Here is a 12179-nt window from a genome sequence, read left to right on the forward strand (position 1 = left end):
CACCTGAGCTGCCTACGGCCCCGGCGTACGGCGCGGCGATCATCCCGGAGCCGGAGTGCCCCCGCCGGAGGCGAAGGTTCGAGAGATGATTCAGCCGAAATGGATCAGCTCCAGAAGTCCCGCTCGGGCAGCGTCACCCACAGGTCGGGATTGCCGGTGATGGCCCGAGAGTCCGGCAGTTGAAGCCCTGCCCGGCTGCAGAGCTCCACCTCCGCATGCATGTGGTAGAGATAGGAAGCGAGGATCTCCTCCGATGACGCGTCGGGCCCTGCTGAGCCATAGCCAGGATGAGTGTCCCACTCGGTGATGACGCCATCTTGCGCCGCGCTTCCCTGATTGCCGCTCTTCGGGTTGGCATACATCCCGTAGCAGACTGTGTCCACGGACAAGAGCTTCTGAACGCCCGGCATCGAAGCCGCATACCCCCATGGCTGACTGACGATGCAGCCGCCAGGAACGTCGGTCACCCCTATGATCCGGAGGCTCAGTTCGTCGTCGTCCCAAGGGTCCTCCTCGGCCGCCTCGACGTCCTCCTCGTCCGCTGGGGTCGCCTCCAGGCGCCGAACCGCCTCGTCGGCGGTGATTCCCGCGACGCAAACGATGCTGTGCCCGTCGCCGGGGAGGTCTCCAATCGCGGCGATCAAGTCGCGCACTGCGACCACGAACTCGGTCTCAACGTCGGAGAGTCCGGCTTCTCCTGGCGGGAGCGGAAACAGGTCAGGCGTGGGACTGGCCAATGCCAGCCGTCCAGGTGACCAGCCATTCATCATGGGGCGCCACGGATTCGCCCCAGCAGCGACAAGAGCACGGGCGTTGCCGATACGGTCATAGAAGATCGCATCCCAGAGCGCGGTGGAGCCTTTGTGAAGGGCATCGACATCGTCGACCCGAGCAGCGAGTTCGGCTACGACGTCCGCAGACCCTCGCTTGACAGCAACGCGCAAGGGCGGTTCTCCGCTATTTAGACCGGAATGCGGATCGGCGCCCGCCTCAAGCTTGGAGCGGACCACAGCGAGATTTCGCCAGGAGTCCCACCCCATACCTGACCAGCGTGGATCTTCAGCGAAATGCATCGTTGCCCTCTCACCTCGTCGCGGGCCTACAGGATCGCAGACGCCTCAAGATCTGGACAAGTGTTCGAGTTGGTCGATCGCCCCGGTTTTCTGGCTCGGTCGGCCTCTCTCGTCAGTCGAGTGGGGGGTGCCGTTTCTGACCCTCCGCTCCCGAACGTGTCCCCGGACATCCGAGCATGTTGTGGTGTCAAGCGACGGCCGTGAGATTGGTTCGGCGCGTTTGAGGCAGTGTGGGCTTGATCCGGAGCTGTGTCGCCCCTGATCGTGGCCGTAGCAGGCTTTGGCCGTACCAGACGATGACGCCAAGTTTCCGGACACGTGCCTCCGCCCTCGTTCCGAACCGGAACGCATGTGCCGATAGTCAAGTCCGGCAGTCATGTGACCCCGCCCATGGGAGGCTTCCGGTGGAAACGGCACGAAAGTCCGGTCCGATGGCTGGTCAGATCGCTCGCCCCCTGCGCGTTCCGCCCGGGATCCTTGCACCAGCAACGGCGATCGGCACGACGACAAGGCCCGTCGGCCGATCGACCACTCATCGTGACCAGCCTCCGGACTCGTCCATCCGGTCCGCCCGCGTCAGCCCGACACGGCACATGTATGCCACACGGCGTACTCGTCCTGCCGCCGCCAGGCGGACGCGCGGGCGGCCGGAGCGGAGGACAGTGAGCGCATGAGCGGTAGAGGAGTCGCCGTCGCCCTGCTGGGGCCGCTGGAGGTACGGCGGGACGATGTCCAGATCCGGCTCACCGCCGGTCGCCTGAGAACACTGCTGGCCACGCTGGCGATCTCGGCGGGCGACACGGTACCTGTGGAACGCCTCGCCCTGGCGCTGTGGGGAGAGGATCTGCCCGTCAACGCGCGGCGCGGCGTCCAGACCTACGTCACCAGGTTGCGTCGCGCGCTCGGCCGGGACGTGATTCGCACGCTGTCCGACGGCTACCTGCTGGACGTCGATCCCGACCGGATCGACGTGCTGCGCTTTCGGCGGTTGCTGGCCGAGGCGGGCCGCGCGCCAGGAACGCTCGCGGAGCGCGCCCTGGTGGAGGAGGCGCTGGCGCTGTGGCGTGGCTCGCCGTTCGAAGGCGTCGACTCCGACTGGCTGTGCGCGTCAGCCTCGGCCTACCTACAGGAGGCGCGGCTGGGCGCGGTGGAGCGGCGGATCGATCTCGACATGGCCGAAGGGCGTCACGGTGAGCTGGTCGCGGAGCTGATGGAGCTGTCCGCGCGCCACCCGCTGCGCGAACCGCTGTGGGAACGCCTGCTCGTCGCGCTCGGTCGTTCGGGGCGGCAGGCCGAGGCCCTGGCCTGCTACGAACGGCTCAGGCGGCTGCTGGCCGAGGAACTGGGCACCGCTCCCTCGGCCGACCTGCGGCGCGTCCACGCCTCCTTGCTCCGCGAGGAGCCGCCACCCAACCTCCGCTCGCCGACGGGAGTGCGGCAGCCCCACGCACGCGTGGCCGTGTTCACCGGGCGCGCTGCCGACCTCACTCAGGCGGATCGAGAGCGTTTCGCCGGAGTTCGCGTGATCGTGGGCAGGGACGGCGGCCACCACTCCTTCCTGGCCCTGATCTGGGCCCATGAGTGACATCAGGCGCGGTGAAACCGGTGTGACACAGTCCTGACGCAGCCACCGGCTTGACTCCTGAGGTCGGCGAATTCACCTCTTCCATCAGGAGGAATCATGCGAATCGGGACCACAGCCGTCAGGAGAGCGGCGATCGTGGCGATGTCGGCGGCCGCCGTGGCGCTGGCCGCACCCCCCGCCTCCGCCCAGACCGCACGGGACCTGGCAGCGTCCGGTGAACTCTCGGCGCAGGGCTGCGCCGTGACGGCGGGGTCCACCCGCCTGTCCGGCGGCACCGCCGCCCGCCCGACGGCGGTCCGCCTCTGGAGGTGCGACAACGGCTGGCATGCCCAGATCATCCATGCGAAGGCAGGCGACGAGGTGTGGGTGACGAACGCGACCGGCGTCGTGACCGGCTTCAGGAAGGTGCCGTCAGGCAGCACATCCATGAACTCCGGGACGGTCGGGATCCACGGGTCCCCGTGGCGGGCGTGCGGAAAGATCGTCACCTCGGGTAATGCGTACCCCGCAGGATGCACGCCCTTCGGCTGAGCCGTCCTGCTCGGGTCCCTGTCGCCTGACGGGGTGCGGGGGCCACTGCCGTGAGCGCGTACGGCGGCAGCGTGGTGCGTCTCAAGGGCGCCCCGCTGCCGCTCGGCGGTCGAGCCGTCACCGCAGCTGGGGAAGGCCTTGAACCAGCCCTCCTGCGTGCCGTCGCGGAGCGAGAGGGAGCCGCCGCCGCTGTCGCTGAGGATCTTCTGGGCCTGCTCGGAGGCGACGAACTCGGCGAAGGCCGCCGACTCCTTCGGGTGCTTGCTCCTGGCCGCCTACGCCGAGGGCTTCGGCCGCCTCGCGGGGATCCGCGACCCGCCGACCCTGATCACTGGATGACGCCCCAGCCAGAGCAACCTTAACGACCACCGCTTCAACGGGTAACCAGTGCTTCGGCTCGCTGCTTCCGAAACGGCCGAACCCGGCACCGGCGCGGATGGCAGCCGCCGCGGCCCCGATCGGTGAATGTCAGGCGTTGTCCCGCTTCCTGCCGACGATGCCGAGAGCTCATCGGCTTGCGCGAACGCTGTTCCATGGGTGGCCTGTGAACCAGCGCTTGGCGTCTCAGCCGCGCGGGAGATGCGCGCCTGTGTCCTGGGGCTGTCCGGTCTGGTCGAGGGTCGCGGCCCAGCTCGCGAGCAGGCGAAGGGCGTCGTGGGAGGGGGTGTCGGGGGCGGCGGTGTAGACGGTCAGGTTCAGGCCGGGGTCGGCGTGCAGATCCATGGACTCGTAGTCGAGGGTGAGGTCGCCCACGGCGGGGTGGTGGAAGGTCTTGGTGCCGGCGTGGTGGAGGCGGACGTTGTGCTGCGCCCAGCGGCCGCGGAAGTCGGCGCTGCGGGTGGACAGCTCGCCGATCAACTGGGTGAGGTCGGTGTTGTAGGGGTCGCGGCCGGCTTCGGTGCGCAACAGGGCGACGGTGGTGTCGGCGGCGGTGTCCCAGTTGGGGAAGAAGTCGGGCCCGGCCGGGTCGAGGAACTGGAAGCGCGCGATGTTGGCCGGCTGACTGGGAGTGGCGCCCGGGTGCGAATTCCGGCCGGGGGCGGCGAGTCGCGTCTGGAAGACCGGCCAGTACATGGCGCGGCCAAGGCGGTTGGCGGCCAGGAGGTCCATGCGGCCGTTGCGGATGATGGCCGGGGCGTCGGTCATGGCATCGAGCATCCGCTGCAGCCCGGGACGGACCTTGTGGGCGTGGCGGCGGGTGCGGGCGCGGGTGCCCGCGGCGCGAGCCAGGTCGAACAGGTGGGCGCGTTCGGCGTCGTCGAGTTGGAGGGCCCGCGCCACGGCGTTCAGAACGTCCTCGGAGACGCCGCTGATGTGACCTTTCTCGAGACGGGTGTACCAGTCGGTGCTCACGCCGGCCAGCACGGCGACTTCCTCGCGGCGCAGGCCGGGCACCCGGCGGCGACCGCCGGGAGCCAGCCCAGCCTGCTGCGGGGTGATCCTGGCGCGTCGGCTGGCGAGGAACTCGCGGATCTCATCTCGGTTGTCCACCTTTCCACTGTAGGAGCGGCCGGGGGCGGAAAGGGGTAGAGGTTGTCCCCCCGATAAACGCGACCTCCCGCCCGCGCGACGGAGTCGGTTTTCTGGGTGTTGCCACACGGCGTGACGGCCTGTCGTTGACGAAAGCTGTCACCAGCCGCCCGATCAAGAAGCTACTCACCCTCACCCTCTGAGGACCAATCGCATTCGATCAGGGAACCGCTGAATTCCCGTGCCGTCGAAAGCTGTCGGCTGACAGACCACAGGGAGCATCAACGATGAACACGAAGTCTGATACCGCAGGACAGGCGACGACAACGGCATCCGCGAGGCGGAATTTCGCGCGCCGTGGGTTGATCAGGCGGGCGGGCGCCGGCGCCGCCGTACTCGGTCTGCTTTTCGCAACAGGCTGGACTTCGGCCGCCCAGGCCTCCACGCCGTCTGCGTCGATGGCCCATACAACGCCGAACCTGCCGCCTGGGGACACGTCCAACGGCGCGGACAACTTCTACACCAGCGACAAGGTAACGGTGCAGAAGGTCTCCTTCAAGAACCAGTACCGGATGAACGTCGCGGGGAACCTGTTCGTCCCCAAGAACCTGAATCGCCGCGCGAAGAATCCGGCGATGGTGGTCGGGCATCCCATGGGTGCGGTCAAGGAGCAGAGCGCGAACCTGTATGCCACGAAGATGGCCGAGCAGGGGTTCGTCACCATGTCCCTTGATCTGTCGTTCTGGGGCAAGAGTGACGGCCAGCCTCGCAACGCTGTCTCGCCGGACATCTATGCCGAGGACTTCAGCGCCGCGGTGGATTTCCTGCGCACCCGAGCCTTCGTCGACAAGGAGCGGATCGGTGCGATCGGCGTGTGCGGCAGCGGGAGCTTCGTCATCAGTGCGGCCAAGATCGATCCGCGCATCAAGGCCGTCGCGACGGTCAGCATGTACGACATGGGCGCCGCCAACCGCGACGGGCTCAGGAAATCCGTCACCCTCGAGCAGCGGAAGGACATCCTCAAGCAGGCAGCGCAGCAGCGCGATGTGGAGTTCGCGGGTGGTCAAACCGAATACACCAGCGGAACGCCTGAACAGCTCAATGACAACTCGACTCCGGTCGAGCGTGAATTCTATGACTTCTACCGCACCGCCAGGGGATACAGCCCGAACACCACGACGCATCCCACGCTCACCAGCAACGTCAAGTTCATGAACTTCTACCCGTTCGCCGACATCGAGACGATCTCTCCCCGCCCGATGCTCTTCATCACGGGCGAGAAGGCGCATTCCAGGGAGTTCAGCGAAGAGGCCTACCGGCTCGCCGGTAAAGCCAAGGAACTGGTGATTGTTCCCGGCGCCGGTCACGTGGATCTCTATGATCGCGTCAACCTCATCCCCTTCGACAAGTTGACCACGTTCTTCCGGAACAACCTGAAGTGATCAGGTGTGGCCGGGGGAGAGCGCGCAGCGGCCGGGGGCTGGAAGACGGGCCAGTACATGGTGCGCCTCGGGCGGTTGGCGGCAAGGAGCCCCCCGCGGCCGTCGCGGAGGATGGCCGGGGCGCTTCGGTCATGGCGTCGAGCAGCGGGTGTACCGGTAGGGGAGGCCGACCAGGCAAAGGAACGCCGTGACGGAGGCCATCTTCTGCCGAAGGCGGAGATGACTCCACTTGTCGCCGGAAACAGGGCGACTGAAGAGGAGCTGCGGCCACGCAGCTGAAGACGACCGTCGAAGAGGAACCCTGCGATGCAGCTGATCACCCAGCCGCCGACCAGCAAGGCCCCGGCCGAGATGTTCACCGGGGACGTCTGGTGGGATGTGATCTACCGAGGGGAGGAGCCGTCGCGGGCGCGGGCGAACATGGTCCGCTTCTCGCCAGGCGCCCGTACGGCGTGGCACTCCCACGGGCTCGGCCAGACCCTCTCCATCGTGGAGGGCGTCGCGCTGATCCAGGCGCGCGGCGGGCAGCTGATCGAAGCGCACCCGGGTGACATCGTGTACACCCCGCCGGGCGAGGAGCACTGGCACGGTGCCACCCCCGACCATTTCATGGTCCACCTCGCGCTGTGGGAGGGCGACGACACCACTTGGCTGGAGCACGTCAGCGACGCCGAGTACGGGGCCGCACGTTCCACCACCCGCCGATGAGAACCACCGCTGTGCGTCGTCGGCCCCCCATCCCACCTTTCTGAAGGAGATTCACATGCGTGGAGTAGTTCTGCACACCCCGGGCGACGTCCGTGTCGAGAAGCGGCCGGACCCGATGATCATCGAGCCCACGGACGCGATCATCCGCGTGACGGCGGCCTGCGTGTGCGGGTCGGACCTGTGGCCCTACCGCGGCGTGGAGAAGCTCGAAGGGCCGGTCCCGATGGGGCATGAGTACGTCGGGGTCGTGGAGGAGGTCGGCAGCGAGGTCACCACGATCAAGCCGGGCCAGTTCGTGGTCGGCTCGTTCTGGGCCTCGGACAACACCTGCGAGATCTGCCGGTCGGGTTACCAGAGCGCGTGCGTCCACCGGGTGCTGATGGGCACGATCGGCACCCAGGCCGAATGGGCGCGGATCCCGCTGGCCGACGGCACGCTGGTCGCCACGCCCGGCATGCCGGATGCGGATCTGATCCCGAGCCTGCTGGCCGCCTCCGACGTGCTGGGCACCGGTTGGTTCGGCGCCGTCGCCGCCCAGGCCGGGCCGGGCAAGACGGTCGCCGTCGTCGGTGACGGCGCGGTGGGGTTGTGCGCGGTGCTGGCCGCCAAGCAGCTCGGCGCTGAGCGGATCATCGCGATGAGCCGGCACGCGCCGCGCCAGGAGCTCGCCCGCCAGTTCGGCGCGACCGACATCGTCACCGAGCGCGGGGACGAGGGCGTGGCCAGAATCAAGGAGCTGACCGGCGGGCTCGGCGCACACAGCGTCGTGGAGGCGGTCGGCACCCAGGAGTCGATGACGCAGGCCGTCCGCTCCACCCGCCCCGGTGGGCACATGGGGTTCGTCGGCGTCTCCCACGATGTCTCGCTGCCGGGCGACGAACTGTTCTTCTCTCTCGTCCACCTGCACGGCGGCCCAGCGCCGGTGCGCGAGTACCTGCCGGAGCTGATCGAGCTGATCGCCAACCGCGAGATCGACCCGGGCAAGGTCTTCGACCTGACTCTCCCGCTGGCGCAGGCGGCCGAGGGATACCGGGCGATGGACGAGCGCCGCGCCATCAAGGTCCTCCTCACCCCCTGAAAGCGGCGGCGACCCCAAGACACGACACGAGCCTCAGGGAGGCATCAATGACGCAGCCTGTTCACCGCCGCTTCGAGGGCCGGACCCCGCTGGTGACCGGTGCGGCCGGCGGGATCGGCCGCGCCACCGCGCTGGCGTTCGCCCGCTAAGGCGCGCGCGTGGTGGTCGCCGACGTCGCGGCGGGTCAGAACGACAAGACCGCCCAGATGATCCACGAGGAGGGCGGGAACGCGCTGGCGGTCACCTGCGACGTCACCAGCGACCACGACGTGCGGGCGGCCCTGGACGCCCTGGTCGGCGAGTTCGGTCGGCTCGACGTCGCCTTCAACAACGCCGGCGTCGAACAGCCGGTCAAACCCCTCACCGACATCCCCGAGGACGAGTGGGACCGCGTGGGGCGCTTCACCGGTGGCACCCCCGAAGGCCGCCAGGGCGTGATCGACCAGGAGCCCGTCGGGCGCATGGGCACACCGGAGGAGATCGCCTCGGCGGTGCTGTGGTTGTGCTCGCCACCGGCCGCCTTCACCATCGGCCACGCCCTGGTCGTCGACGGCGGCCAAACCGTCTGAGCAGCCGTAGTCCGCGCTGCCGGAAGGAGACGCGCCCGCCGACCCCGCTGCCGACCGAGGGGTGGGCGGACGAGACGCCGGTACGGAAAAGGCGCCCGCGTACGCCCATGTCCCACGCCTGGACACCGCACACCGAGCAACGTTGTCGTCATCGGGGGTGGCTGCGCCATCCGCCAGGCCATGGGCAAGGCGTCGCTGACGCGGCGCTTGGCTGGTCCACCACGTCTGATCTGGGTGTCTCCCTTACCTCAGGGCACGTTCCAGCGCTGCTCCTCCGGGCAGCGGAGCTGTGGGGGAGTAGTCACGGTTCTCGTTGCTGCGCTCCATTCCTCGACCCTGGAGACCTGATGTCCGGTCATGAGACCGCGGGAGTGCGTTTCATCGGCAACGCGACGACGCTGATCCGCTACAACGGCTTCACCCTGCTGACCGATCCCAACTTCCTGCACCGCGGCCAGCGCGCCTATCTCGGCTACGGGCTTACGTCCAGGCGGCTCACCGAGCCCGCACTGGACATCGGCCAACTGCCGCCGCTGGACGCGGTCGTGCTGTCCCACATGCATGGAGATCACTGGGACAGGGTGGCGCGCGGGGCCCTGGACAAGCGCACGCCGATCATCACCACTCCCCACGCCGCCCGTCGCTTGAGACGTCAGGGCTTCAGCCGCGCCACCGGCCTCGACGTATGGGGCCAGCACCAGCTGAGCAACGGTGACGGGACTGTCACGATCACCGCGCTGCCCGCCAAGCACGCGCCCGGCCTCGCCAACCTGCTCCTGCCTCCTGTCATGGGCAGCATGCTGGAGTTCTCCGACCCGCATGGGAAGCCGGACCTCCGCCTGCACATCAGCGGGGACACACTGATGGACCATAGCCGCCTGTCGGGCATCCCCGTCCGCTTCCCGGACATCGACGTGGCCATCGTCCACCTGGGCGGCACCAAACTCCTGGGAGCTCTCCTCGTCACCATGGACGGCGAGCAGGGAGCCAGATGGGCCCACCTCGTCAACCCTCGTACCGTCGTGCCCGTGCACCACGAGGACTACACCGTCTTCTCCTCCCCGCTGGACGACTTCCTGCGCCACATGGAACGGGCGGGTCTGTCGGGCAGGGTTCACCGCCTTGCTCCAGGTGAGAGTTGCCCGCTGCCGGTGCAGCCCGTCAAACGATGAGAGTCACACAGTCAGCGGCAGGACCACGTGCCGGTGAGGCGGGCGACCTGTAGGCGGTTGAGGTGGACAGCGCAGCACGCGAAGCTCCCGGGGATGCTGTTGCTCTTGGTCGACAACGCAGCTACCAGGGGCTTCTCTCCCTGGTGATCAAGTTCACGAGCTTGCGGCAAGCCTGAGACCTGCCGCTTCAGACGACGAGGCTCCCGGAAGCGAATATCTATTGCCACAGATGCAGAAATTAGGGCGACGCACGGTTAGGTTTTATGACGTAACCGACGAAATGTGAACCCTTGCTTTCCTCGGAAACGCGCACTGTGATACTGTCTATCTCAGTTGCAGTTGTGGTTCCCAAAGACTTCAAGTGCCCTCGCCGGCGTCCTGTGCCGGTGGTGGCACTTTTGTATTGCCGGTGCTTTTCCGGACGGGGTAATCATCGCGGCGACGCGAGGCTCGCACAGTGCGAGCCTTACGGGCACTGCCCCGAAGGAGATGCAAGATGGCTACTGGCACAGTGAAGTGGTTCAACGCGGAAAAGGGTTTCGGCTTCATCGAGCAGGACGGTGGCGGCGCTGACGTCTTCGCCCACTACTCGAACATCGCCGCCCAGGGCTACCGCGAGCTTCAGGAGGGCCAGAAGGTGACCTTCGACGTCACGCAGGGCCAGAAGGGCCCGCAGGCGGAGAACATCGTTCCCGCCTGACACTGACGCACCACGCAGCTGGGGCCCGCCCTGTAGGGGGCGGGCCCCAGCGCGTTGCTTTTGGGGTACCCATGTGCTGCGACGGCCTCACGAACCGCGAAGACGTCTGTTCTTCCGCCGCACACCGGCTACGCCACTAATGGCTCCGGTTCGGGCATAAGTCCGCTCCAGTCCTCTGGCCCGGCATCGCAGCCGCCGTTCTTCTCGGCGAATGCCGACCATTTCGACGCACGAGACCCAGGCTGTTTTCCGCCCCGGCTCGACTCGTCTTTTCTTCGGCTCGTACTCACTGTTCTTTGTGCCGCTCATCGCGCCGAGAATTCCTGACACGTGCCGCATCGAGGAAGATTCTGCATGAACCATGCAACTCGCACGCCCGGCCGCAACTCTCCCACCCGTACGGGCGGCTCTGCCAGTTCCGGCAGGGGTGGCCGATTCGGCTCGCCGGCTTCAGGCCGTTCAGGCGCCCCCAGCCGTTCCGGGGGCTACGGGCGGCGCCCTGCCGCGCTTCAGGGGGAGTTCGCGCTGCCGGTCAGCGTCACCCCGGCCCTGCCCGCAGCCGCGACATTCGCCGAACTGAACATGCCGCCCGCGCTGCTGAAGATGCTCACCAGCCTGGGAATGAATGAACCGTTCCCGATCCAGGCGGCCACGCTGCCGAACTCCCTGGCCGGCCGGGACGTCCTGGGGCGGGGGCGCACCGGATCAGGCAAGACGCTCGCCTTCGGTCTGGCCCTGCTCGTCCGCACCTCCGGACAGCGTGCCGAATCGCGACAGCCGCTCGCCCTGATTCTCGTCCCCACGCGTGAGCTGGCCCAGCAGGTCACCGACGCTCTCACCCCGTACGCCCGATCACTGAAGCTGCGGCTGGCCACCGTCGTCGGCGGCATGTCGATCGGCCAGCAGGCCAATGCGCTGCGCAGCGGTGCCGAGGTCGTCGTCGCGACTCCGGGACGGCTCAGGGATCTGATCGAGCGCGGCGACTGCCGCCTGGACCAGGTCGGCATCACCGTGTTGGACGAGGCCGACCAGATGGCCGACATGGGCTTCATGCCCCAGATCACCCACCTGCTCGACCAGGTGCGGCCGGGGGGCCAGCGGATGCTGTTCTCCGCCACTCTGGACCGCAACGTCGACCTGCTGGTCCGCCGCTATCTGACCGACCCGGTGGTCCATTCGGTCGACCCCTCGGCGGGCGCGGTCACCACGATGGAGCACCACGTGCTGCACATCCAAGGTGCCGACAAGCAGGCCACCACTGTGGAGATCGCTGCTCGCGACGGCCGGGTGATCATGTTCCTGGACACCAAGCACGCCGTGGATCGGCTCACCGAACACCTGCTGAACAGCGGAGTACGCGCCGCCGCGCTACACGGGGGCAAGTCCCAGCCCCAGCGCACGCGCACCCTCGCCCAGTTCAAGACCGGCCACGTCACGGTACTGGTGGCGACCAACGTCGCGGCCCGCGGCATCCACGTCGACAATCTCGACCTCGTCGTCAACGTCGACCCGCCGAGCGACCACAAGGACTACCTGCACCGCGGCGGCCGCACCGCCCGCGCAGGCGAGTCCGGCAGCGTCGTCACCCTGGTGCTGCCCAACCAGCGCCGTGACATGACCCGCCTGATGGCCGACGCCGGTATCGTCCCGCAGACCAGCCAGGTCCGCTCGGGCGAGGCTGAACTCCGCCGTATCACGGGTGCCCAGGCTCCCTCGGGGATTCCCGTGACCATCACCACACCGGTTGTCAATCGCCGGGCGGGACGGAACGGCCGACGATCCTGGTAACAGTGGTCGATCAGCAAGTGGAAAGCTCGGTCCGGAGGGCAGGGCTTGGCCGCCGCAGGCCGT

12 protein-coding genes are annotated in these 12179 nt (G+C 67.8%); 10 read left to right on the forward strand and 2 right to left on the reverse strand.

What is annotated here, in order from left to right:
• Positions 1–104: 104 nt before the first annotated feature.
• The gene (locus ABFX50_RS42600; protein WP_346154975.1) at positions 105–1073 is read right to left on the reverse strand and encodes an ankyrin repeat domain-containing protein; all 969 of its coding nucleotides are present in this window, start codon (positions 1071–1073) and stop codon (positions 105–107) included.
• A gap of 670 nt (positions 1074–1743) precedes the next feature.
• Here ABFX50_RS42600 and ABFX50_RS42605 point away from each other — a divergent pair.
• From ABFX50_RS42605 to ABFX50_RS42615, 3 genes are all read left to right on the forward strand, one after another.
• Positions 1744–2658: an AfsR/SARP family transcriptional regulator gene (locus tag ABFX50_RS42605; protein ID WP_346154976.1), complete on the forward strand. Its 915-nt coding sequence runs from the start codon at positions 1744–1746 to the stop codon at positions 2656–2658.
• A gap of 96 nt (positions 2659–2754) precedes the next feature.
• Positions 2755–3189: a hypothetical protein gene (locus ABFX50_RS42610; protein ID WP_346154977.1), complete on the forward strand. Its 435-nt coding sequence runs from the start codon at positions 2755–2757 to the stop codon at positions 3187–3189.
• A gap of 138 nt (positions 3190–3327) precedes the next feature.
• Positions 3328–3528 carry a hypothetical protein gene (locus ABFX50_RS42615; RefSeq protein ID WP_346154978.1) on the forward strand — a complete coding sequence of 67 codons (201 nt, stop codon included), beginning with the start codon at positions 3328–3330 and terminating at the stop codon, positions 3526–3528.
• A 225-nt stretch (positions 3529–3753) separates the two neighbouring features.
• Here ABFX50_RS42615 and ABFX50_RS42620 read toward each other — a convergent pair whose 3' ends face one another.
• Positions 3754–4680 carry a helix-turn-helix transcriptional regulator gene (locus ABFX50_RS42620; RefSeq protein ID WP_346154979.1) on the reverse strand — a complete coding sequence of 309 codons (927 nt, stop codon included), beginning with the start codon at positions 4678–4680 and terminating at the stop codon, positions 3754–3756.
• Positions 4681–4946: 266 nt separating this feature from the next.
• Here ABFX50_RS42620 and ABFX50_RS42625 point away from each other — a divergent pair, with 266 nt between their 5' ends.
• The 7 genes from ABFX50_RS42625 (at position 4947) to ABFX50_RS42655 (ending at position 12116) form a co-directional block, all read left to right on the forward strand.
• Positions 4947–6101, forward strand: coding sequence for an alpha/beta hydrolase (locus tag ABFX50_RS42625; protein WP_346154980.1), 1155 nt, complete (start codon positions 4947–4949; stop codon positions 6099–6101).
• A gap of 306 nt (positions 6102–6407) precedes the next feature.
• A complete protein-coding gene (locus tag ABFX50_RS42630; RefSeq protein WP_346154981.1) occupies positions 6408–6809 on the forward strand; it encodes a (R)-mandelonitrile lyase in 402 nt (133 codons plus the stop codon).
• Between the two features lie 55 nt (positions 6810–6864).
• Positions 6865–7887, forward strand: a complete 1023-nt coding sequence (locus tag ABFX50_RS42635) for a zinc-dependent alcohol dehydrogenase family protein (protein ID WP_346154982.1) — start codon at positions 6865–6867, stop codon at positions 7885–7887.
• A 158-nt stretch (positions 7888–8045) separates the two neighbouring features.
• On the forward strand, positions 8046–8456 hold the full coding sequence (locus tag ABFX50_RS42640) for an SDR family oxidoreductase (RefSeq protein ID WP_346154983.1): 411 nt from the start codon (positions 8046–8048) through the stop codon (positions 8454–8456).
• A gap of 347 nt (positions 8457–8803) precedes the next feature.
• On the forward strand, positions 8804–9628 hold the full coding sequence (locus tag ABFX50_RS42645) for an MBL fold metallo-hydrolase (RefSeq protein WP_346154984.1): 825 nt from the start codon (positions 8804–8806) through the stop codon (positions 9626–9628).
• A gap of 496 nt (positions 9629–10124) precedes the next feature.
• Positions 10125–10328, forward strand: coding sequence for a cold-shock protein (locus ABFX50_RS42650; protein ID WP_183660712.1), 204 nt, complete (start codon positions 10125–10127; stop codon positions 10326–10328).
• 354 nt (positions 10329–10682) lie between these two features.
• Positions 10683–12116, forward strand: coding sequence for a DEAD/DEAH box helicase (locus ABFX50_RS42655; protein ID WP_346154985.1), 1434 nt, complete (start codon positions 10683–10685; stop codon positions 12114–12116).
• The last annotated feature ends 63 nt before the right edge of the window (positions 12117–12179 follow it).

Source organism: Nonomuraea recticatena, from assembly GCF_039533245.1.
GTDB classification, from domain to species: domain Bacteria; phylum Actinomycetota; class Actinomycetes; order Streptosporangiales; family Streptosporangiaceae; genus Nonomuraea; species Nonomuraea roseola.

Bases quoted from the DNA above. Each gene is read 5' to 3' on its own strand.
- ABFX50_RS42645 (WP_346154984.1), top strand. From the start codon at position 8,804: ATGTCCGGTCATGAGACCGCGGGAGTGCGTTTCATCGGCAACGCGACG.
- ABFX50_RS42600 (WP_346154975.1), bottom strand. From the start codon at position 1,073: ATGCATTTCGCTGAAGATCCACGCTGGTCAGGTATGGGGTGGGACTCC.
- ABFX50_RS42625 (WP_346154980.1), top strand. From the start codon at position 4,947: ATGAACACGAAGTCTGATACCGCAGGACAGGCGACGACAACGGCATCC.
- ABFX50_RS42635 (WP_346154982.1), top strand. From the start codon at position 6,865: ATGCGTGGAGTAGTTCTGCACACCCCGGGCGACGTCCGTGTCGAGAAG.
- ABFX50_RS42610 (WP_346154977.1), top strand. From the start codon at position 2,755: ATGCGAATCGGGACCACAGCCGTCAGGAGAGCGGCGATCGTGGCGATG.
- ABFX50_RS42630 (WP_346154981.1), top strand. From the start codon at position 6,408: ATGCAGCTGATCACCCAGCCGCCGACCAGCAAGGCCCCGGCCGAGATG.
- ABFX50_RS42655 (WP_346154985.1), top strand. From the start codon at position 10,683: ATGAACCATGCAACTCGCACGCCCGGCCGCAACTCTCCCACCCGTACG.
- ABFX50_RS42605 (WP_346154976.1), top strand. From the start codon at position 1,744: ATGAGCGGTAGAGGAGTCGCCGTCGCCCTGCTGGGGCCGCTGGAGGTA.
- ABFX50_RS42650 (WP_183660712.1), top strand. From the start codon at position 10,125: ATGGCTACTGGCACAGTGAAGTGGTTCAACGCGGAAAAGGGTTTCGGC.